The following is a 21,916-nucleotide window of genomic DNA, read 5'->3' as shown; positions in this document are numbered from 1 at the left end:
GAATAGGACGCCGATCACTCTTCGGGCGGCAGCGACCGGAGCGCGGCGGCCAGCTCGGCGCGGCCGGTCACGCCGAGCTTGGCGTAGACCCGCATGAGGTGGTTGTCGACGGTCCGGGAGGAGAGGTACAGCTGGTCGGCGATCTCCTTCGACGGCACGCCGGCGGCGGCGAGCCGGGCGATCTGCCGCTCCCGGCCGGTGAGCATCGGCTGCGGTACCACCAGCGCCGGAGTGACCGCGAGCTGACACTCGGCCCGCAGTTCGGCCAGCCGCTGCGCCGCCCGCGGGGTCTGCGGCGACCGGATGCCGCGCAGCAGCGTGACGGCGCCGGCCGCGGCCTCGGCGGCGAAGAGGTTCAGCTCCATCTCGGCCAGCTCCTCGGTGACCGCGAGCAGGCTCCCGCCGTCCTCCTCGGCCATCGCGCGGACGTGCCACGCCAGCGCCGGGGCGAGCCGGCCCTCGACGGTCTGGGCGAGCGCGTCGATCCGGTCGTGGACCTCGGCCGCGAAGCCGAGGCGCCCGAGGTGGTAGAGCGCGAACATCTCGTGGGCGGCGAAGCCGTCGTTGCGGTTGCGCGCCGCCAGCCGGCGCAGCACCTCGGCGGCCGTGCTCACGTCACCGGAGGCCACCGCGACCCACGCCCGGGCCTCCTCGAGCCAGGGGTACAACACCTCCATGGACCGGTAATGCGCCCGCTCCGCCTCGGCGAAGGCGGCCGCGGCCGACGCGGCGTCGCCGCACAGTGCGGCGATGTGCGCCCGCTCGGCGTGGGCCAGGGCGACGAAGATCCGGCCGGTGGCGAGGGCGGCGCTGGCCTGGCTGGCCGCGCGGGCCGCCTCCTGCAGCCGGCCGCGCAGGCGCGCCGCCTGGGCCCGCACGATCTGGAGGTAGCCGGAGCCGAGCAGGAAGTTGCCGGCGTCGGCCATGCCCGCGAACTCGGCGGCGACGATCGCGTCGACGGCGTCGAGGTCGGCGGCGAGGATCATGGCGGTGCCGCGGGCCAGCTCGATGCCGAGCTGGATGTAGGGCACCTCGCCGCGCCACTGGGCGGCGTCGGCGTCGAGCGCCGCCATCGCCCGGACCGTCTGCACCGGCGTGCCCCGCATCGCCTGGAGGTGGCCCATGTTGCTGCGGGCGAGGGCGCGCGGGCCGGGCGCGCTGGCCGGGCCGTCGAGGACGGTGCGGGCCAGGGTCAGCGCCTGGCCGTAGTCGCCGCGGTGCAGCCGCATGGTCGACTCGACGGCCAGGGCGAGCGAGCGCTCCCGCAGGTCGGTGAGCTTCTGGGCCTGCCGGTCGAGCTCGTCGACGGTGGTCGGGTCGCCGAGGCCCCACTGCGCGGTGATGTGCCGGATCGCCAGCCAGCGGCTGCGCTGCGCCTCGTCGCCGATCTGGTCCTCGTTCTGGTCGAGGATCAGCGCCCCCTCGTCGGGGCAGTTGGCGAACATGAGGATCGTCGCGAGCGTCTCGGCGGCGTCGAACCCGCCGCCCGCCGCCACCGCGGCCTTGCCCAGCCGCATCGCGAGGGCCATGTCGTAGGTGGCGAAGGCGAGCCGGCAGGCGTTGAGCAGCTGCACCGGGTCGCGGGCCGTGTCGCTGTCGAGCCGCCAGACCGCCACCCGCAGTAGGTCGTCGCGGCGCCGCGCCCCGCTCTCCTCGACGAGGCCGGCGAGCTGGTCGAGCAGCCGCCGGAAGCGGGTGACCGGGCAGCGGCGGCGGACGACCTCGCCGTACAGCGGATGGGCCAGCCGCACCGTGGTCCGCCGGTCCTCGACGACGACCCGGATGAGCTGGCGCTCCTCGGCCGTCTCGACGGTGGCCAGGTCGGTGGCGTTGACCAGCAGGGGCAGGCCGATCGGCTCGCCGAACGCGACCAGCTCCAGCACCGCCCGCTCCTGCGCGGTCAGCTTGCCGATGCGCGCGTCGACCACCTCGGTCAGCGTCGGCGCCAGGTCGACCTTGCCGGTCCAGCGCTGCATGCCGTAGCTCTCGATGATCTCGCCGGCCGCGTGCGCGGCGATCACCAGCTCGCGCAGCAGCAGCGCGTTGCCCTGGGAGAGCTGCCAGAGCCGGTCGACCGACGCGGAGTCCACCGGGCCGCCGAGCACCTGCTGGAGCAGGTCCGACGTCTCCTGGAGGGTCAGCGGGCCGAGCTCGATCCGCTCGACCAGGTCGTCCTTCCACAGCGCGCTGATCGGGTCGTGCACCGGCTCGCCGGTGCGGACGGTGCCGATCACGGTCGCGTTCTCGGACCGGGCCACGTAGTACACGAGCGCCGCGGACAGTGGATCGAGGAGGTGGGCGTCGTCGATCGCCACGACGATCGGCCGGCCGGCGGCCTGCCGGTGCAGCGCGTCGACGGCCCACCGCAGCAGCCCCGCGGGTGAGCCGCCCGCCGGCTGGTCGGGCGGCAGCACCTGGGCCAGCCCGCCGAGCGGCAGCCCCGCCGTGGCAGCGTTGGCGGTGGCCGTCCAGACCGCCAGTCTGTCCTGGTCAAGGGCCTGGACGCCCTCCCGCAGCAATCGGCTCTTGCCGATGCCGGGAGGTCCGCCGAGAATCAGACCACGACCGGTGGTGCCGGAGGCGGACTCCGCAACCCGGCTCAGTTCTGCGTTTCGTCCGACGAAGCTCCAGGGGGGCACCGTCGCAGCATATCGATATGTTGGTTACTCGGCGTACCCGCGGACGCACGAACTTGAGTAGTGCGATCGGATCCAGTTGAGTACCGGAAACCCTGCCTCGGTAAGTGGCTGTTCACGTAGCGTTCCGATGCTGCTCGCAAAGTCGTCCAGACTGCCTGCGGCGGTACATCCCGGACGCGCAAGGAGGTCGCACATGGGGTCTGGAGTCATGCAGGCGCCGTTGATCGATCTAGCCGTCGCGACGACCGCCGGGGGTCCCGTGTCCGCGATGCCGGTTCGCGGCAGCCGGAGCCATCGGCCGCCGTCCGCCCCGACCCACTCCTACGCCGTGATCGCCGGCTCGGCCCGCAGCGGGAAGTCCGCCCTGGTCGACGCCCTGATCGGCCGTACCGAGCCCGACCGTGCCGCCACGGGGGAGGCCTGGACCGTGTTCCGGCACGGCGAGCACCCCGACCTCCGGGCGTTCGTTCCCGGCCACCGCGAGCCGCGCCCGGCCACGGCGCCGAAGGGCGGCCCGCAGCGGCCGGCCCGGCGGATCGAGATCAGCCACCCGGCGAGCCTGCTCCAGCGGGTCGCGCTCGTCGACACGCCCGGCAGCGGGGGTCTGGACCCGGCCCGGGCGGAGATCGTCCTCGACGCGGCCGAGCACGGGCTGGGCCTGCTCTTCGTGATCGACGCGGCCGCGCCGCTGTCGCGCGCCGACCTCGACCTGCTGGCCGCCGCGGCCGAGCGGGTCGAGCGGATCGGGTTCGTCCTCACCCACATCGACCAGCACGACCTGTGGCCGGAGATGCTCGCCGCCGACCGGGCGCTGCTCACCTCGCGCGGCCCGAAGCTGGCCACCGCGCCCTGGTTCCCCGTGTCGCTCGACCCCGGGGCCGTGTTCGGCGTCGCCGAGCTGCGCCACCTGCTGGAGACCTGGGCCGACCAGCACGGCGTGGCCGAGGTCAGGGTCGGCGGGGTCACCGCGGCCACCGTCTCGGTCGCCGGCGACGGCTGGCAGGAGCGGCTCGACCGGGAGATCCGCCAGCGCGGCCTCGCCGCGGCCGAGCGGGTCTCGATCGACCTGGCCACCATCCACGTGCGCTGCGTGCAGGAGCTCGGCTCGGGCAAGGGCTGCCCGGAGCTGCCCCACGTGCTCGACCGTGAGCTGCACGCGCTCTCCTTGCGCACTACCCGCCAACTGCACGCCGACACCCGCGAGCTGATCGGCGCCGTGTTCGGCGAGCTGCTCGACGTGCCGCCCGACGAGACCGTGCTGCGCCGGATCGCGACCGCCGCCCGGCGGGCCGTCGACACCCTGCGCGACGACGACCGCGAGCGCGACAGGGCGCTGCTGGTGACCACCACGTCGGCCGTCGCCGCGCTGACCGGGGCCGCCGCCGTCGACAGCCTGTCCGCGGTCGGCGGGGCCGACTGGACCGACACGCCCGACCGCGTGCTCGCGGCGATCGGGATCGGCCTCAACGCCAGCTGCTTCGCGATGTGGCAGCCGAAGACGGCCCAGGGCGGGCCGCCGAAGCTGCCGGACAAGAAGGACTGCCGCCGCTGGCTGCAGCACGCCCTGCGTGAGCTGGAGGTCGAGGTCGGCCACGAGCTCGCCGAACGGTACACCGAGCTGCGTCAGGCGCTCGCCATCATCGCCGGGGACGCGGTCGACCATGGCGTGCTGCTCGCTTGATGGCACCATGTTGGTATGGCGGCGCCGCAGGTCCTACCGATCGAAGAGACCCATGTCGAGGTTGATGAGGTGCCCCAGGCCGACCGTCCGTGGGTGACCGTGGTCTGGAACGATCCCGTCAACCTGATGAGCTACGTGACGTGGGTCCTGCAGAAGCTCTTCGGGTACAGCAAGGAGAAGGCCGAACGTCTCATGCTCGACGTGCATCACAAGGGCAAGGCGATCGTCTCCAGCGGACCGCGTGAGCGGATGGAGTACGACGCGTCCCGGTTGCAGGCCTACGGCCTCTGGGCGACGGTGGACCGGTCGTGACCATGTTCGTGCGCGCGGGCAAGGCGTGCGTGGCCCGGTTCGGCCCCGCCGAGGCGGCCGTTCTCAACGAGGTCATGCTCGAGGTCATCACCCTGCTGTCCGAGGGCTTCGACCGCGCCGACCCGGTCATCGACCGCCTCTTCCCGGACGTGTACCGCGACGACCCCGGCGCCTCCGCCGACCTGCGCCGCTACACGGAGGACGATCTCCGCTCGGCGAAGCTGGAGCAGGCGGCGATGCTGCTGGACGCCCTCCCGGTCGAGGGCGGCGAGGTGGCCCTCGACGAGGAGCAGGCCGAGGCGTGGCTGCGGGCGCTCACCGACGTGCGGCTCACGCTGGGCCTGCGGCTCGGGATCACCGACGACGACGTCGACGTCGAAGCCGAGCTCGACGACGCCATCCTGCGTGATCCGACCTCACCCCGCGTGGGGCAACTGTCCGTTTACCAGTACTTGACGTACCTCCAGGAGTCCCTGGTCGGCGCGCTCATGGCGTGAGCGGTCCGGAGCGAAGCGGAGGGGCCGCTCACCATGGGCTCTGCGAGGTTCTCGCGCAGCCGGAGCGAAGCGGAGGCTGCGTGAGGGCCGTCACGGGCGGGTTGCGCCCGGGTTTCGGTAGGCTGTCGGGCGTGCTGACCATCGACGCCGCGATCCTCGACGCGATCGTCGCGCACGCCCGCCGGGACCACCCCGACGAGGCGTGCGGCATCGTCGCGGGTCCGGCCGGCTCCGACCGGCCGGAGCGGCACGTGCCGATGGAGAACGCCGCCCGGTCGATGACCTTCTACGAGTTCGACTCGAAGGAGCAGCTCCGGCTCTGGCGCGAGATGGACGACGCCGACGAGGAGCCGGTGGTCGTCTACCACTCCCACACGGCGACCGAGGCCTACCCGTCGCGGACCGACGTGTCCTTCGCGGGCGAGCCCAACGCGCACTACCTGCTGGTCTCGACCCGCGATCCGGTGACGACGGAGATCCGGTCGTTCCGCATCGTGGACGGAGCCGTCACCGAGGAGCCGGTTCAGGTAGTTAATGCTGTCGTGGACCCCAACGCCGTCCAGACGTACCTCTTCGGGCAGAGCCCGACGACCGTCGACTACGAGTGTCGCGCCGGCAGCTGACCAGCCGCCACGCGCACCGTCCCGTCCAGTCGTCGACCAGTCCGCATCCAAGAGGAGCACACCATGGCCATCGAGGTTCGCATCCCCACCATCCTGCGCAGCTACACCGGCGGCGCGAAGACCGTCGAGGGCGCCGGTGACACCATCGCCGACCTGCTCGCCGACCTCGACTCCCGGCACGCCGGGATCAGGGACCGGCTCATCACCGGCGAGGGCGGCCTGCACCGCTTCGTCAACGTCTACATCAACGACGAGGACGTCCGGTTCCTCGGCGCGCTCGACGCGAAGCTCAACGACGGCGACTCGGTGACGATCCTGCCCGCCGTCGCGGGCGGCGCGTTCGCCTTCGCCGCCGCGCACGCACTGCGGGGCTGACCGCCGTGGCGCGCTACGAGTCCCTGCTCGATGCGTGCGGAAACACGCCGCTCGTCGGGCTGCCGCGGCTCTCGCCCAGTCCCGACGTGCGGCTGTGGGCGAAGCTCGAGGACCGCAACCCCACGGGGAGCGTCAAGGACCGTGTCGCGCTCTGGATGGTGAAGGCGGCCGAGGAAGCCGGCCGCCTTCGCCCCGGTGACACCATCATCGAGCCGACCAGCGGCAACACCGGCATCGCGCTCGCGATGGTGGCGAAGCTGCGCGGCTACCGGCTGGTGTGCGTCATGCCGGAGAATGTCTCGTCCGAGCGGACGGCGATCCTGCGCATGTACGGCGCGGAGATCATCTTCTCGCCGGCCGCCGGCGGCTCGAACCGGGCCGTCGCGGTGGCCAAGGAGATCGCCGCGGAGCATCCCGACTGGGTGATGCTGTTCCAGTACGGCAACGAGGCCAACGCGCGGGCCCACTACGAGTCGACCGGCCCGGAGATCCTGCGTGACCTGCCGACGATCACCCACTTCGTGGCCGGACTGGGCACCACCGGCACGCTGATGGGCGTCGGGCGGTACCTGCGGGAGAAGGTCGAGCAGGTCGAGATCGTGGCCGCCGAGCCGCGCTACGGCGAGCTGGTCTACGGCCTGCGCAACCTGGACGAGGGCTACGTGCCCGAGCTGTACGACGCCACCGTCCTCACCCGCCGGTTCTCGGTCGGCACCCGCGACTCCGTGCTGCGCACCCGCCAGCTCGTCGAGGTCGAGGGCATGTTCGTCGGCTTCTCGACCGGCGCGGTGCTGCACGCCGCGCTCGCCGTGGCCCACCAGGCGCTCAAGGCGGGCCAGAAGGCCGACGTGGTCTTCCTGGTCGCCGACGGCGGGTGGAAGTACCTCTCGACCGGCGCGTACGGCGGCACGCTCGCGGAGGCCGAGACGGCCCTCGACGGCCAGCTGTGGGCGTAGCCGCCTAGCGGCACACGACGGGGCCGGCCTCGGGCGCCCGTTTGCGCAGCCGACGGGCCGCCCGGGACACGTCCACGCCCGCGTCCGCCCCCTCCGGCCGGGACTCACAGCGTGCAACGAGCGCGGTTGTCCAGCGTGACGCCAGCCTGTCACGTTGGCGACATCTGCCGTCCGATCGTTCAGACTTGCCTGCAAGTCCGGCGTAGGCTGCGCACGGTGACGGACCTTGCGCGAGGGGCCTTTCCAGGCCGAGCACTGTCCGTACGTCCACTGGATCTATCCTCACCTGGCCGGGATGATCCACTTGTCGGCACGAAGATCAGCACGAAGACAGGAGACGGCGGGTTGAGCGCAGCATGAGGCTCACGGTGCTCGGCTGCGCCGGCAGCTTCCCGGGGCCGGAGGCGCCCTGTTCCGCCTACCTCGTCGAGGCGGACGGCTTCCGTCTGCTCGTCGACTTCGGGCCGGGCTCGATGACGACGCTGCAGCGCTTCTCCGGGCTCTACGACGTCGACGCGATCCTGCTGTCGCACCTGCACTGCGACCACATGCTCGACGCGTGCTCGTACGTGGTGGCCCGCCGCTACGCCCCCGAGGGCCCGTACCCGCCGCTGCCGGTCTACGCGCCGGTCGCCGCGCCGGAGCGGATCGCCGCGGCCTACGGCGGGGAGAACGAGCCGATGTCGATCAACGACGTCTACACGTTCTACGCCTTACAGCCGGGCAGCTTCCCGATCGGCCCGTTCCACGTGACCGTCGACCGGGTGAACCACCCGATCGAGACCTACGGGGTCCGCATCGAGCACGAGGGCCGCGTCCTGGCGTACTCGGCCGACACCGCCCCCTGCGAGGCCCTCATCCGGCTGGCCCAGGGCGCCGACGCCTTCCTGTGCGAGGCGAGCTACCTCGACGGCGTGGACAACCCGCCCGACCTGCACCTGACCGGCCGCGAGGCGGCCGAGCACGCGACCAAGGCCGGCGTCGGCCGGCTGCTGCTCACCCACCTGGTCCCGGCCTGGGGGAGCGAGGCGCTCACGGTCGAGGCGGCTTCGGCAGCCTTCGATGGACCGATCGAGGTCGTCCGACCTGGCGCAAGGTACGACATTTAGGCACCCGTTTGCCATCTGGTCAGCAAATAGTGGCCGCACGCATCAACTTCGACCTCATGGTCATGGCATGCGGATCGCGATCGTCACCGAATCGTTCCCGCCCGATGTGAACGGCGTCGCCCACTCCGTCGTGCGGGTGGCCGAACACCTCGTCGCGCGTGGCCACGAGCCGCTCGTGATCGCCCCCCAGCCTTCTTCCGGGGCGCGGTCGCTCACCGGCGTCTTCCCGTATCAGATCATCCGGGTGCCCTCGGTGGCCACGCCGGGCTACGGGAGCTTCCGGCTGGGCCTGCCCAGCCGGCGCCTCGCGGCCGCGTTACGGTCCCACGGCACCGACCTGGTGCACCTGGCCAGCCCGTTCGTGCTGGGCGCCCGGGGGATGACCGTGGCGGCCTCGCTGGGGCTGCCGACCGTCGCCGTCTACCAGACGGACGTGCCGGCCTACGCCCGGCTCTACTACCACTCGAACCTCGGCGAGCAGGCCGCGTGGCGCTGGCTGCGGCACATCCACAACGCCGCCGACCGGACCCTGGCGCCGTCGACCGCCGCGGCGACCGCCCTGCACCGCAACGGCATCGAGCGCGTGTGGCTCTGGCGCCGCGGGGTCGACGCCTCCCGCTTCGACCCCGCGCACCGCAGCGCCGCCCTCCGCCGGGCGGTCGCCGCGCGGGGCCAGGTCATCGTCGGATACGTCGGCCGCCTCGCCGTCGAGAAACGGGTCGACCTGCTCGCCCCGGTCAGCCGCATCCCCGGCGTCCGGGTGGTCGTCGTCGGCGACGGCCCCGCTCGCGCCTCGCTCGAGCGGTCGATGCCCGACGCGGTCTTCCTCGGCGAGCGGCGCGGTGACCAGCTGGCCCGCATCTTCGCCAGCCTGGACCTGTTCGTGCACACCGGCCCGTTCGAGACCTTCGGCCAGACCGTCCAGGAGGCCCTCGCGAGCGGCGTACCGGTGGTCGCCCCCGCCCAGGGCGGCCCGCTCGACCTGGTCGACGACGGCCGCACCGGCCTGCTGATCCCGCCGTGCGACGCCGACGCGCTGGTCGAGGCGGTCGCCGCGCTGGCCGGCGACGAGGAGCGGCGGCTGGCGATGGGCGTCGCGGCGCGCGTCGCGGTGGCGACGCGCACCTGGTCGGCGGTCGGCGACCAGCTGATCCGCCACTACGCGGAGGTGCACTCCGGGGGCCTGCCCGCCCGCACGCTGCCGGTGCCCGCATGACCGATCGAATAGTTCGGCTGGCGAACTTCGTCATGCCGCGCTCCGGCGGCCTGCGCACCGCACTGCGCGCACTCGGCGAGGGCTACCTGGCCGCCGGTCACGAGCCGGTGCTCATCGTGCCCGGCGAGCGGTACTCCGACGAGCAGACCTCGCAGGGCCGGGTGATCACGCTGCCCGGCCCGGTCGTCCCCTTCACCGGCGGGTACCGCGTGCTCATCCACCGCCGCCGGCTGGCCGCGCTGCTCGACGAGCTCGCGCCGGACCGCCTGGAGGTCTCCGACCGGTTCACGCTGCGCTGGACCGGCCGCTGGGCCCGCGAGCGGGGCATCCCGTCGGTGATGGTGTCCCACGAGAGCCTGGCCGGGCTGCTGACCTTCGCCGGCCGCCTCGGCTCGGTGTGGGCCGACCACCTCAACACCCGCAGCTTCGGCGCCTACGACACCGTCCTGTGCACCACGTCCTGGGCCGCCGCCGAGTTCCGCCGCATCGGCGCCGAGAACCTGGTCCAGGTGCCGCTCGGCGTCGACCTCGACCTGTTCAACCCCGGCCGCTACGACGCGGCCCTGCGCGACCGCTACGCGCGCCCCGGGCAGACGCTGCTCGTCCACTGCGGCCGGCTCTCGCAGGAGAAGCGCCCCGAGCGCTCCATCGACGCCCTGGTGGCCCTGCGCGCGCAGGGTGTCGACGCGGTGCTGGTGGTCGCCGGCGACGGCCCGCTCCGCGCCCGGCTCCAGGAGCAGGCCCACGGCCACGCCGTGCACTTCATGGAGTTCGTCACCGAGCGCACCGCCGTCGCCGCCCTGCTGGCGACCGCCGACGTGGTGATCGCGCCCGGCCCGATCGAGACGTTCGGCCTGGCGGCGCTGGAGGCGCTGGCCTGCGGCACGCCGGTCGTGGTGGACGCGGCGTCCGCGCTCCCCGAGGTGATCGGTCAGGCCGGCGCCGCGGTGCGTGACGATTTTGCGGGAGGTGTACTGCAGGTGCTCACGCGTCCCACCCCGGCCCGCCGCGCCGCGGCCCGGGCGCGGGCCGAGGAGTTCTCGTGGCCCGCGGCGGTCTCCGGCTTCCTGACCGTCCACAACAGCCCGCCCGCGGTGGCGCCGGCGCCCTTGGACGCCCCGTCGGCGGTGACCGTGCCATGACCGGTCCGGAGCGGAGCGGAGGGGCCGGTCATCCGGGGCTCGGCAGGAAGGCATGCGGCCGGAGCGGAGCGGAGGACGCATGACCGTGTTCGCGGCCCTGGGGGACTCGACCACGGCGGGCTTCGGCGACCGGATGCCCGACGGCACGTGGCGGGGATGGGCCCCGATCCTGGCCGAATCGGTGGGCGCCCGGCTGCACAACTTCGCGACCAGCGGCGCCCGCGCGCACGACGTGGAGCACCACCAGCTGCCCCGCGCCGTGGCGCTCCAGCCGGACGTCGCCGCGGTCATCATCGGTACCAACGACACGCTCCGCGACCCGTTCGACGCGCAGCGGCTGTCCGGCCACCTCGAGCGCACGGTCGCCACCCTGCGGGCCGGCGGCGCCGAGGTGCTGACCATCCGGCTGCCCGACCCGGGCAAGATGTTCGGCCTGCCCGGGCCGCTCGCCCGCCCGCTGGCCCGCCGCATGGCCGAGCTCAACGCCGTCGCCGACCTGGTCGCCGCCCGGTACGACACGGTCCACTTCGACGCCGCGGGCGACGCCCGCTCGTACGACCGCCGCATGTGGAGCGTCGACCGCCTGCACCCGAGCGAGCGCGGCCACCGCTTCCTGGCCTGCTCGTTCTACGACCTGCTGCTCCAGCGCGGCTCGGTCTTCGCCCGCTCCGGCGAGCGCCCGGACCCGGACCCGAGCAGCCCGCCCCCGTCCCGCGCCGCGATGGTCCTGTGGATGGCCACCGCCGGCACCCGCTGGATGATCCGCCGCTCGACCGACCTCCTTCCGGGCCTGCTCCGCCTCGCCTGGTCGGAGTGGCGCCACGGCTCCCCGATGGCGCCGGCCGACCTGCTCGACCTGCAGCTGCCCGACGCCGACACCGTCTCCGGCAAGGTGGCCTGACCCCCGTCCCCCGGCCTTGACTAGGGTGGTGGCATGGCTCGACCCGATGGACGCGCGTCCGACCAACTCCGGCCCGTTTCGATCACCCGCCAGTGGAGCATGCACCCGGAGGGGTCCGTGCTCATCGAGTTCGGCGCCACGCGGGTCCTGTGCACCGCGAGCGTCACCGAGGGCGTCCCGCGCTGGCGGAAGGGCTCCGGCCTGGGCTGGCTCACCGCGGAGTACGCGATGCTGCCCCGCGCCACGACCACCCGCAGCGACCGCGAGAGCGTCAAGGGCAAGATCGGCGGCCGCACGCACGAGATCTCCCGGCTGATCGGCCGCAGCCTGCGCGCCTGCATCGACCTGAAGGCCCTCGGCGAGAACTCGATCGTCCTCGACTGCGACGTCCTGCAGGCCGACGGCGGCACCCGCACGGCCGCGATCACCGGCGCCTACGTGGCCCTCCACGACGCCGTGGCCTGGCTCGCCACCCATCGCAAGCTCGCCGGCAAGCCCGCCGAGGTCCTCCACCGCTCGGTAGCGGCCGTCAGCGTCGGCGTCATCGGCGGCGAGCCCCGCCTGGACCTGTGCTACGAGGAGGACGTGATCGCCGACGTCGACATGAACGTCGTCTGCACCGGCCACGGCGACTTCGTCGAGGTCCAGGGCACCGGCGAGCAGGGCGTCTTCTCCCGCGCCGAGCTCGACACCCTCGTCGACCTGGGCGCCCTGGGCTGCGCCGAGCTCGCCGCCCTCCAGCAGAAGGCGATCACCGGATGAGGCTCCTGCTGGCCACCCGCAACAAGAAGAAGCTCGTCGAACTGCGCCGCGTCCTGGAGGAGGCCGCCAGCGACGTCGAGCTCGTCGGCCTGGACGACGTGGACGAGTACCCGGAGTCCCCCGAGACCGGCCTCACCTTCGAGGAGAACGCCCTGCTGAAGGCCCGCGAGGCCGTCCAGTTCACGGGCCTGCCGAGCATCGCCGACGACTCCGGCCTGGCGGTCGACGCCCTGAACGGCATGCCGGGCGTCTTCTCGGCCCGCTGGTCCGGCCTGCCGAGCGGCACCCCCGGCCGCGACGAGGCCAACCTGAACCTGGTCCTGGCCCAGGTCGCCGACGTCCCCGACGAGCACCTGGGCGCCGCGTTCATCTGCGCCGCGGCCCTGGTCTGGCCCGACGGCCGCGAGGTCGTCGTCCGCGGCGACATGCCCGGCCACCTGGTCCGCACCCCGCGCGGCGACGGCGGCTTCGGCTACGACCCGATCTTCGTCGCGGACGGCCACGACCGCACGACGGCCGAACTCTCCCCGTCCGAGAAGGACGCCATCAGCCACCGCGGCAAGGCCTTCCGAGCCCTGGCCGAACAGCTGTAACTCCTGTTACTCCTGTCGACGCCCCACGTCACCGTGGCCGGCCACGACACTCACGCGCTCGTCATCGCCGCGCGGCACCACGTCGGTGCCGCGCGGCTTCCGTCTCCGGCCGGCGCTCCGCGTCATCAGCTCCCGGCCCTCCGGCCGAATCCCTGATCAGGCGAGCGCCGGGGCCTCCGCGCCGGGGCCTCTACGCCGGCTCCCTGATCAGGCGAGCGCCCGGGCCTTGGCGCCGGGCCTTGGCGCCGGGCCTTGGCGCCGGGCCTTCGCGCCGGGCCTTCGCGCCGGGCCTTCGCGCCGGGCCTTCGCGCCGGGCCTTCGCGCCGGACCTTCGCGCCGGGCCCCTGATCAGGCGAGCGGGCCGGCCTGGCGCTCGATCTCGGCTCTCAGGTCGCGGGACCAGACCAGCGCGCGGGCCGACTCCAGCACCGGCGCGAGGAACACGTCCGGGCCCGGCCCACCCGCGAACCGCTCGACCGTCGCCACCGCGAGCCGCCCAGCGGGTGAGGGCTCGAGCGGCGCGCGGAGCTGGATGCCCCGGACGGCGGACAGCAGCTCGACGGCCAGGATGCTGCACAGGTTGTCGAGGACGGTCCGCAGCTTGCGCGTCGCGGCCCACCCCATCGAGACGTGGTCCTCCTGCATGCCCGACGTCGGGAGCGAGTCGACGCTGGCCGGCGCGGCCAGCCGCCGGTTCTCCGCCACGATGCCCGCCGCCGTGTACTGCGCGATCATCAGCCCCGAGTTCACCCCCGCGTCCGGCGTGAGGAACGGCGGCAGGTCCCGCGAGCGGCACACGTCCAGCAGCCGGTCGACCCGCCGCTCCGCGATCGCGCCGACCTCGGCGGCCGCGATCGCCAGGTAGTCGGCGGCGAACCCGAGCGGCGCCCCGTGGAAGTTCCCGGTCGACTCCACCCGCCCGTCCGGCAGGACCACCGGGTTGTCCACGACCGAGCGCAGCTCCCGCCCCGCCACGGTCGTGGCGAACTCGAGCGTGTCACGCGCGGCCCCCGCCACCTGCGGCGCGCACCGCATCGAGTACGCGTCCTGGACCGCGTGCACCAGGTCGTCGCGGTGCGAGTCCATGATCGGCGAGTTCTGCAGCAGCCGGTGGATGTTCGCCGCCGACGCCGCCTGCCCCGGATGCGGCCGGATCGTGTGCAGCTCCGGCAGGAACGGCCGGTACGACCCGAGCATCGCCTCGATCGACAGCGCCGCCGTCACGTCGGCCATCGTGAACAGGTGTGCGGCGTCCTCGATGGCCATGAGCAGCATGCCCAGCATGCCGTCGGTGCCGTTGATGAGCGCCAGCCCCTCCTTCGATGACAGCTCGATCGGCTGCACGCCCGCGCCGAGCGCGCTGAGCCGCGTGCCGTCCTTCGCCAGCACCCAGCCCTCGCCGATGAGCACGAGCGCGCAGTGGGCCAGCGGCGCGAGGTCGCCCGAGGCGCCGAGCGAGCCGTGCTCGGGGACCCACGGGGTGATGTCGGCGTTGAGCAGGTCGACCAGCGCCCGGGCGACGTCGGGGCGCACCCCGGACCGGCCCATCGCCAGCGACCGGACCCGCAGCAGCATCATCGCCCGGACCACCTCGCGGGGCATGGGCGCGCCGATGCCGGCGGCGTGCGACCGGATCAGCGCGTGCTGCAGCTCGGCCCGGCGCTCCGGGGCGATGAACGTGTTGGCCAGCGCCCCGAACCCGGTCGACACCCCGTACACGGGCCGCCCGTCCCGCTCGATGGCGTCGACGATGGACCGGCTCGCGCGCATCGCGTCGAGCGCGTCCGGCGCGAGGGTCACCCGCGCGTTGCCCCGGGCGACCGCGATGAGGTCGGCGGGACTGATGCCAGAGGCGGTGATGGTGATCAAACCAGCTCCCCATTGAGCACGACGGTGGTCGTCAGCGGTACGCCGGGCCGGTAGGCCAGGTGCAGATGGGACGGCGCGTCGAGCACGACCAGGTCGGCCCGCGCCCCGACGGTGAGGTGCCCGATGTCGTCGCGCCGCAGGGCGGCCGCCCCGCCGCGCGTGGCCGCCAGCAGGGCCTCGGCCGGCGTCATCGCCATCTCCCGGACGGCGAGCGCGATGCAGAACGGCATCGAGGTCGTGTACGACGAGCCCGGGTTGCAGTCGGTGGCGAGCGCGACCGTGGCGCCCGCGTCGAGCAGCGCCCGCGCCGGCGGATACGGCGACCGGGTGGAGAACTCGGCCCCGGGCAGCAGGGTCGCGACGGTCGACGAGCCGGCGAGCGCGTCGATGTCGGCGCGGCTCAGGTGGGTGCAGTGGTCGGCCGAGGCCGCGTTCAGCTCGACGGCGAGCCGCACCCCCGGCCCCTCCGTCAGCTGGTTGGCGTGGATGCGCACCCCGAGCCCGGCGTCGGCGCCGACGGTGAGGATCGCCCGCGAGTGGTCGGCGTCGAACGCACCCCGCTCGCAGAACACGTCGATCCACCGGGCGCCGGCCGCCCGGGCCGCCGTCAGCATCGGCCCGCAGACCAGGCTCACGTAGTCGTCGGTCCGGTCCGCGTACTCACCCGGCACCACGTGCGCACCCAGGAACGTCGTCTCGGCGGTGAACTCCCGGGCGACCCGCAACGAGCGGGCCTCGTCGGCGACGGTCAGCCCATACCCCGACTTGATCTCCATCGTGGTCGTGCCCTGTCGCAGTGCCTCGCCCCGCAGGCGCGCGACCGTCGTGCGCAGCTGCTCGTCGCTCGCCGCCCGGGTGGCGCCGACGGTCGTGCGGATGCCCCCGCCCGTATACGGCTGGCCGGCCATCCGCGCCGCGAACTCCGCCGCCCGGTCGCCGGCGAACACCAGGTGGGCGTGGCTGTCGACGAACCCGGGCAACACCGCGCCACCCCCGGCGTCGACCCGCGCGTCGGCCGCCGGAGCGTCCGCGGCCCGGCCGATCCACTCCACCCGCCGCTCGTCGACGACCAGCGCCGCGCCGCGCCGGATGCCGAGCGGCCCCTCGCCCCAGGCCGGGTTGCCGGTGACCAGCTCACCGATGTTGGTGATGAGCAGCGACCTCATCGGACCGCCTCCACCGCGGCGCGCGTGAGGTTGGTGTTGCGCGGCGTCGTCATCGGATCGCCTCCGCCAGGGCACGCCCGATGTCGGGCAGTGCGGTGTGGACGCCGTCGCGGACCACGGCGCGCCCGTCGGCCACGACATGCCGGACGTCGGCGGCGGCCGCGACGAACGCGATCGCGCCCAGCTCGGCGCCCGCGGTGCGCCGCGAGTCGAGGGCCACCGTCACGAGGTCGGCCCGGGCCCCGGGGGTGATGCTGCCGGCGTCGGGCCAGCCGAGCGACGCGTGGCCGCCCAGGGTCGCCGCGTCGAGCAGGTCCACCCCGGTGAAGTGCCCGCGGTGCTCGGTGTGCAGCCGCTCGTGCATCTCGACGCCCCGCGCCTCCTCGAACAGGTCGATCACCGCGTGGCTGTCGCTGCCGAGGCTGAGCGGGCTGCCCGCGTCGACGAGTGCCCGGGCATGTCCGATCCCGTCGGCGAGGTCCCGCTCGGTCGTCGGGCAGAAGCACACCCCGGTGCCCGTGTCGCCCAGCTCGCTGCGATCGGTGTCGGTGAGATGCGTGGCGTGCACGGCCGTCACCCGCTCTCCGAGCAGGCCGCGGTCGGCGAGCAGCTCCGTCGGCGTGCAGCCGTGCCGGGCCTGGCAGGCCTCGTTCTCCGCGCGCTGCTCGGACAGGTGCAGGTGGGTCGGCAGGCCCTCGGTCCGCGTCGCGAACACGCCCAGCACGTCCGCCGGAACCGCCCGCACGCTGTGCGCCGCCGCCCCGACCCGGGCGTGCGGCCCGGCCTTGAGCCGCTCGAAGCGGTCCGACCAGGCGTCGAGGGAGCCGTCGCCGAAGCGCAGCTGCACACCCTCGAGCGGCTTGCCGTCGACGCTCGCCGTCAGGTACAGCGTGTCGAGCAGCGTGATCCGGATCCCCGCGTCGGCGGCCGCCGCGAGCAGCGCCTGACCCATGGCGTTCGGGTCGTCATACGGCCGGCCGCCCGGCCCGTGGTGCAGGTAGTGGAACTCGCCCACGCAGGTGACGCCCGCGAGCGCCATCTCGGCGTACACCGCCCGGGCCAGCGCGTAGTAGGAATCGGGGTCGAGGGCGGACGCGACGGAGTACATCTGCTGCCGCCACGTCCAGAACGTGCCCCGGCCGTGCTGCGTGCGCCCGCGGAGGGCCCGGTGGAAGGCGTGCGAGTGGGCGTTGGCGAGGCCGGGCAGGGTCAGCCCGGGCAGCCGGACCGCGCCCCCGGCCGCGCCCGCCGGGGTGTCCGGCGTCACCGCGGTGAACCGGCCGCCGGCGATCTCCACCAGCACGTCGTCGGCGACGCCGGTGGGCAGCCAGGCGTGCGCGCAGTGGTAGCGCGTCACGGGCGGGTTCACTGACATAGCCGCCCCAGCAGGTCGGTGAGCCGCTCCACCCCGACGGCGCAGTCGGCGGCGGACGCGGACTCCTGCGGGGCGTGGGACACGCCGGTGGGGTTCCGCACGAACAGCATCGCGGTGTCGACGTGGCCCGCGAGCACGCCGGCGTCGTGCCCGGCCCCGGTCGGCAGCACCGGGGCGCCGAGCTCCTTGGCGGCCAGGCGGCTGACGTCACCGGCGAACGCGACCTCGCCGGTCACCGACTCGGCCGCCATCGCCACCCGAGTGCCGTCGAGCCGGGCCCGCTCCTCGGCGCGCTGGTGGATGGTCTCGACGAGCCGCTCCAGCGTCATCTCGTCGGCGGCCCGGGCGTCGAGCCAGGCCGAGGCCCGCGCCGCGATCGCGTTGGTGGCATTGGGCGCCACGTTGACCCGGCCGACCGTGGCGTGCGCCCCGTGCGCCCGGGCGGCCTCGTCGGCGGCGAGGACGGTGTGGGCGAGCGTCAGCATCGGGTCGTGCCGGTCGGACATGCGGGTGGTGCCGGCGTGGTTGCCCTCGCCGGAGAAGTCGAAGCGGTAGCGCCCGTGCGGCCAGATCGCGCTGGCGACGCCGACCGGCGCGCCGACGTGGTCGAGCGCCCGGCCCTGCTCGATGTGCAGCTCCACGAACGCCGCCATGCGGTTGAGCCGCTCGTGGTCGGCCCCGAGGCGCTCGGGGTCGAGCCCGGCGCGGCTCATCGCCTCGGCGAGGAACGCGCCGTCGCGGTCGCGCAGCCGCAGCGCCTTCGCCGGGTCCAACGCGCCGGTCATGAGCCGCGAACCCAGGCACGGCACGCCGAACCGGGCGCCCTCCTCCTCGGTGAACACGACCACCGCGAGCGGCCGGGCGGGCGTGACCCCACGCTCGCGGAGCCGGTCGACCGCGAGCAGGCCGGACACCACGCCGAGCGGCCCGTCGTAGCCGCCGCCGTGCGGCACCGAGTCGAGGTGGCTGCCGGTGACGACCGCGCCGTCCCCCTCGGGCTCGCCCCACCAGGCCCACAGGTTGCCGTTGCGGTCGATCTCCACCTCGAGGTCGCGGTCGAGCGCCTCCTCGACGAACCACTCGCGGCACACCAGGTCGGCATCGGTCCACGAGTGCCGCAGGTAGCCCCCGTCGCCTCCGGCCAGCCCGATCGGGGTCAGCGAGCTCCACAGCGCGGTGAACCGCTCGGCGGTCATCATGACTGCTCTCCCATCGGCACCCGCAGGCCGGCCGCGCCGGCGACGTCGGCCGCTTCCTCGTAGCCCGCGTCGACGTGGCGCAGCACGCCCATCGCCGGGTCGTTGGTGAGCACCCGCGCCAGCTTCTGCGCGGCCAGCTCGGTGCCGTCGGCGACCGACACCTGGCCCGCGTGGATCGAGCGCCCGATGCCGACGCCGCCGCCGTGGTGGATCGACACCCACGAAGCGCCGGACGCCGTGTTGACCAGCGCGTTGAGCAGCGGCCAGTCGGCGATCGCGTCGGAGCCGTCGCGCATCGCCTCGGTCTCCCGATACGGCGACGCGACGGAGCCGGTGTCGAGGTGGTCGCGGCCGATGACGATCGGCGCCTCCAGCGTGCCGTCGGCGACCATCTCGTTGAACCGCAGGCCGGCCTTGTCGCGCTCGCCCTGGCCGAGCCAGCAGATCCGGGCCGGCAGGCCCTGGAATGCGACCCGCTCGCGGGCCATCGTGATCCAGCGGTGCAGCGACTCGTTCTCCGGGAAGAGGTCGAGGATCGCCTGGTCGGTGGCGGCGATGTCGGCCGGGTTGCCGGAGAGGGCGGCCCAGCGGAACGGCCCCTTGCCCTGGCAGAACAGCGGCCGGATGTAGGCCGGGACGAAGCCGGGGAACGCGAACGCCCGGTCGAAGCCGCCGAGCTGAGCCTCGCCGCGGATCGAGTTGCCGTAGTCGAACACCTCGGCGCCGCGGTCGAGGAAGCCGACCATCGCCTCGACGTGGCGGGCCATCGAGTGGCGGGCCCGCTCCGTGAACTCCTCCGGCTTCTGCGCCGCGTATGCGGCCGCGTCCTCGGGCTCGACGCCGCTCGGCACGTAGGAGAGCGGGTCGTGCGCGGAGGTCTGGTCGGTCACGATGTCGACCGGCACGCCCATCCGCAGCAGCTCCGGCACGAGCAGCGCGGCGTTGCCGACGACGCCGACCGACAGCGGCTTGCGGGCGGTCTGCGCCTCGACGGCACGCCGGACCCCGTCGTCCAGCGAGTCGGCGACGACGTCGAGGTATCGCGTGGCGACGCGGCGCTCCAGCCGGCTCCGGTCGACGTCGATGATCAGGCACACGCCGCCGTTCATGGTGACCGCCAGCGGCTGGGCGCCGCCCATGCCGCCACAGCCGGCCGTCAGGGTGAGGGTGCCGGCGAGCGTGCCGCCGAACCGCTTCTCAGCCACCGCGGCGAACGTCTCGTAGGTGCCCTGCAGGATGCCCTGCGTGCCGATGTAGATCCACGAGCCCGCGGTCATCTGCCCGTACATCGTGAGGCCCAGGGCCTCCAACCGGCGGAACTCCGGCCAGGTCGCCCAATCGCCCACCAGGTTGGAGTTGGCGATGAGGACCCGCGGCGCCCACTCGTGGGTCTGCAACACTCCGATCGGGCGGCCCGACTGCACGAGCATCGTCTCGTCGGGCGCGAGCGTCGTCAGCGTGCGGACCAGCGCCCGGAACGAGGGCCAGTCGCGGGCGGCCTTGCCGGTCCCGCCGTAGACGACCAGGTCCTGCGGCCGCTCGGCGACGTCCGGGTCGAGGTTGTTCATGAGCATGCGCAGGGCGGCCTCCTGCTGCCAGCCGCGCGCCGTCAACTGGGTGCCGCGAGGGGCACGGACCGTCTCCATGGAACTCCTCGGTTAGGGCAGGAAAACCTGGCGGGTGGCGGCGGATCGCTCGAAGGCCTCGAGTCGCGCCTGGGTCTCGGTCGGGGCGGCGTCGCACATCGCCTGTAACAGCACGGTGACCATCGCCGACGGGGCGGTGTGCAGGTCGAACACCAGCCGCGAGCCCACCGCGGCCGGCAGGACCAGGTCGGACTCGGCAGCGGCGGGGCTCACCGGCGAGTCGGTCACCGTCACCACGCGGAGGCCGGCCGCGCGTGCCTCCCGCAGCGCGTCGACCGCCTCACGCGGATAGCGGGGCAGCACGAACGCCAGCATCGCAACCGCGCCCGCGGCGCGGGCCTGGTCCAGCCGATCCGCGAGCAGGCTGCCCTGCTCCTGCACCAGGCGCACGTCCGGGTGGACCTTCGCCGCGAAGTAGCTGAACGAGCTGGCCAGGGCGGCCGCGGCGCGGATGCCGAAGACGGGCAGCGGGCGGCTCTCGACGAGCAGCCGGCCAGCCTCGGCGAGCGGTGCCGGGTCGCGCAGGGTGTCGGACAGCCGCTGCAGGTTGGCGATCTCGGTGGCGAGCGCCTGCTGGAACTGGTTGCCGGAGCCGGTTTCCGGGTCTTCGTCCACTGTGGATGGATTGTGCTGATATCCGTCGAAGACGACCCGCAGCCGGTCGCGCAGCGCCGGATAGCCGTCGAAGCCGAGCGCCGTCGCGAAGCGGGTGACCGACGGCTGGCTGACGCCGGCCAGGGCGGCGACGTCGCCGCTGGAGAGATAGCCGGCCCGGTTGGCGTGGTCGACCAGGCAGCGCGCGATGCGCCGCTGCGCGGGGGTCAGCCGCTGCCCGTCGAACAGCTCCAGCACCCGCTGGGCCGGCGAGGTCGTCATGGCCCGACTGTATGCCTCCTTTCAGACTTGCGTCAACTGCATGGAGTCATTCAGAATGGTGGCCGGAAGGGGGGACCTCATGGGACGCTCGGGACGTGCGGTTGACCTACCTGGCGACATATCCGATCAAGAGCTGCTACCGGGTCGAGGCCGATACGGCCGAGGTGGAGCCGTGGGGGCTGGCCGGAGACCGGCGATGGCTCGTCGTCGACGACGACCGCAAGCTCGTCACCCAGCGGGAGTGGCCGCAGCTGGGTCGGGTGCGGCCGGTGCCGACCCCGCGCGGCCTGCTGTTGCGGGCGCACGGCCGGGCCGACCTGGAGGTGCCGTTCCCGTCGGGCACGGTGCGGGACGTCAGGCACTTCAGCCTGTGGATCGCGGCCACACCGGCCGGCGACGAGGTGGATCGCTGGGTGTCGGAGGTGGTCGGGCGCCCGGTGCATCTGGTGCACCTGGATGACCCGACGCGCAGGCCGGTCGACCCGGAGTTCAGCGAGCCGGGCGACCGGGTGAGCTTCGCCGACGGGTTCCCGCTGCTGCTGACCAACGCGGCCTCGCTGGACGCGGTCAACGACTGGCTCGCCGAGGGCGGCGACGAGCCGGTGCCGATGACGCGCTTCCGGCCGAATGTCGTGGTGAGCGGCGCGCCGGCGTGGGCGGAGGACAGCTGGGTCGGCCGGCGGATCGTCATCGGCGACGTGGCGTTCCGAGTGCCGAAGGCGTGCAGCCGGTGCGTGCTGACGACCGTCGACCCGGAGACGGGCGAGAAGGGCCACCAGCCCTTGCGGGTGCTCGGGCAGCGCCGGCGGTTCCCATCCGGGCTGCTGTTCGGCGTCAATCTGATCCCCGACATGCGGGGCAAGGTCGCCATCGGCGACGAGGTGCTGGTCCTGGACTAGGCCCAACGCCGTTCAGTTAGGGCTCTTGCTGGTTGGTCAAGGGGTGTGTTGATCGGGCAGTGAGAAGCGGAGTTCCGGTA

At 73.6% G+C, this 21,916-nt stretch carries 20 protein-coding genes; 13 read left to right on the top strand and 7 right to left on the bottom strand.

From position 1 onward, the window contains the following. Nucleotides 1–14: 14 nt before the first annotated feature. Nucleotides 15–2,639, bottom strand: coding sequence for a LuxR C-terminal-related transcriptional regulator (locus ABZS66_RS27490; RefSeq protein ID WP_354762454.1), 2,625 nt, complete (start codon nt 2,637–2,639; stop codon nt 15–17). A 193-nt stretch (nt 2,640–2,832) separates the two neighbouring features. Here ABZS66_RS27490 and ABZS66_RS27485 point away from each other — a divergent pair, with 193 nt between their 5' ends. The 12 genes from ABZS66_RS27485 (at nt 2,833) to rdgB (ending at nt 12,806) form a co-directional block, all read left to right on the top strand. After that, nucleotides 2,833–4,320 carry a hypothetical protein gene (locus ABZS66_RS27485; RefSeq protein WP_354762452.1) on the top strand — a complete coding sequence of 496 codons (1,488 nt, stop codon included), beginning with the start codon at nt 2,833–2,835 and terminating at the stop codon, nt 4,318–4,320. Between the two features lie 15 nt (nt 4,321–4,335). Further along, nucleotides 4,336–4,632 carry an ATP-dependent Clp protease adapter ClpS gene (clpS, locus tag ABZS66_RS27480; protein ID WP_238012050.1) on the top strand — a complete coding sequence of 99 codons (297 nt, stop codon included), beginning with the start codon at nt 4,336–4,338 and terminating at the stop codon, nt 4,630–4,632. Further along, nucleotides 4,608–5,129, top strand: a complete 522-nt coding sequence (locus ABZS66_RS27475) for a DUF2017 domain-containing protein (protein WP_354762539.1) — start codon at nt 4,608–4,610, stop codon at nt 5,127–5,129. Before clpS ends, ABZS66_RS27475 begins: the two co-directional genes overlap by 25 nt. A 131-nt stretch (nt 5,130–5,260) precedes the next feature. Next, entirely contained in the window at nt 5,261–5,752 is a 492-nt protein-coding gene (locus ABZS66_RS27470; RefSeq protein ID WP_354762449.1) for a M67 family metallopeptidase, read from the top strand. A 63-nt stretch (nt 5,753–5,815) separates the two neighbouring features. Further along, complete coding sequence (locus ABZS66_RS27465; protein WP_354762447.1) at nt 5,816–6,127, top strand: MoaD family protein; 312 nt, start codon at nt 5,816–5,818, stop codon at nt 6,125–6,127. 5 nt (nt 6,128–6,132) lie between these two features. Continuing rightward, a complete protein-coding gene (locus tag ABZS66_RS27460) occupies nt 6,133–7,083 on the top strand; it encodes a cysteine synthase (protein ID WP_354762445.1) in 951 nt (316 codons plus the stop codon). A gap of 356 nt (nt 7,084–7,439) precedes the next feature. Beyond that, nucleotides 7,440–8,192, top strand: a complete 753-nt coding sequence (locus ABZS66_RS27455; protein WP_238012055.1) for an MBL fold metallo-hydrolase — start codon at nt 7,440–7,442, stop codon at nt 8,190–8,192. 67 nt (nt 8,193–8,259) lie between these two features. Continuing rightward, entirely contained in the window at nt 8,260–9,408 is a 1,149-nt protein-coding gene (locus ABZS66_RS27450) for a glycosyltransferase family 1 protein (protein WP_354762442.1), read from the top strand. Further along, entirely contained in the window at nt 9,405–10,550 is a 1,146-nt protein-coding gene (locus ABZS66_RS27445) for a glycosyltransferase (protein WP_354762440.1), read from the top strand. Before ABZS66_RS27450 ends, ABZS66_RS27445 begins: the two co-directional genes overlap by 4 nt. Nucleotides 10,551–10,629: 79 nt before the next feature. Then, on the top strand, nt 10,630–11,451 hold the full coding sequence (locus ABZS66_RS27440) for an SGNH/GDSL hydrolase family protein (protein ID WP_354762438.1): 822 nt from the start codon (nt 10,630–10,632) through the stop codon (nt 11,449–11,451). A 33-nt stretch (nt 11,452–11,484) separates the two neighbouring features. Then, the gene (gene rph / locus ABZS66_RS27435) at nt 11,485–12,213 is read left to right on the top strand and encodes a ribonuclease PH (protein ID WP_354762436.1); all 729 of its coding nucleotides are present in this window, start codon (nt 11,485–11,487) and stop codon (nt 12,211–12,213) included. Then, nucleotides 12,210–12,806, top strand: a complete 597-nt coding sequence (rdgB, locus tag ABZS66_RS27430; protein ID WP_354762434.1) for an RdgB/HAM1 family non-canonical purine NTP pyrophosphatase — start codon at nt 12,210–12,212, stop codon at nt 12,804–12,806. The genes rph and rdgB overlap by 4 nt, the downstream gene beginning before the upstream one ends. Nucleotides 12,807–13,154: 348 nt before the next feature. On the opposite strand, the gene hutH is transcribed toward rdgB, so the two are convergent. From hutH to ABZS66_RS27400, 6 genes are read right to left on the bottom strand one after another with little or no spacing between them, the layout of a single operon-like run. After that, a complete protein-coding gene (gene hutH / locus ABZS66_RS27425; protein ID WP_354762432.1) occupies nt 13,155–14,675 on the bottom strand; it encodes a histidine ammonia-lyase in 1,521 nt (506 codons plus the stop codon). After that, nucleotides 14,672–15,841 (bottom strand): imidazolonepropionase, encoded by a 1,170-nt coding sequence (gene hutI / locus ABZS66_RS27420; protein WP_354762430.1) that lies wholly within the window; start codon nt 15,839–15,841, stop codon nt 14,672–14,674. Before hutI ends, hutH begins: the two co-directional genes overlap by 4 nt. A gap of 49 nt (nt 15,842–15,890) precedes the next feature. Continuing rightward, nucleotides 15,891–17,216 (bottom strand): formimidoylglutamate deiminase, encoded by a 1,326-nt coding sequence (locus ABZS66_RS27415; RefSeq protein WP_354762428.1) that lies wholly within the window; start codon nt 17,214–17,216, stop codon nt 15,891–15,893. Next, nucleotides 17,207–18,412, bottom strand: coding sequence for an allantoate amidohydrolase (locus tag ABZS66_RS27410; protein ID WP_354762537.1), 1,206 nt, complete (start codon nt 18,410–18,412; stop codon nt 17,207–17,209). The genes ABZS66_RS27415 and ABZS66_RS27410 overlap by 10 nt, the downstream gene beginning before the upstream one ends. Continuing rightward, complete coding sequence (gene hutU / locus ABZS66_RS27405; RefSeq protein ID WP_354762426.1) at nt 18,412–20,061, bottom strand: urocanate hydratase; 1,650 nt, start codon at nt 20,059–20,061, stop codon at nt 18,412–18,414. Before hutU ends, ABZS66_RS27410 begins: the two co-directional genes overlap by 1 nt. A 12-nt stretch (nt 20,062–20,073) precedes the next feature. Further along, nucleotides 20,074–20,937, bottom strand: a complete 864-nt coding sequence (locus tag ABZS66_RS27400; RefSeq protein WP_238012065.1) for a MurR/RpiR family transcriptional regulator — start codon at nt 20,935–20,937, stop codon at nt 20,074–20,076. Between the two features lie 95 nt (nt 20,938–21,032). On the opposite strand from ABZS66_RS27400, the gene ABZS66_RS27395 reads away from it, so the two are divergent. After that, nucleotides 21,033–21,836, top strand: coding sequence for an MOSC N-terminal beta barrel domain-containing protein (locus tag ABZS66_RS27395; RefSeq protein ID WP_354762423.1), 804 nt, complete (start codon nt 21,033–21,035; stop codon nt 21,834–21,836). The last annotated feature ends 80 nt before the right edge of the window (nt 21,837–21,916 follow it).

The sequence above is a fragment of the Dactylosporangium sp. NPDC005572 genome (assembly GCF_040605515.1).
Taxonomy (GTDB): Bacteria; Actinomycetota; Actinomycetes; order Mycobacteriales; family Micromonosporaceae; genus Dactylosporangium.
The sequence above is the reverse complement of the archived record's forward strand: the minus strand, read 5'-3'. Positions and strand labels throughout refer to the sequence as shown.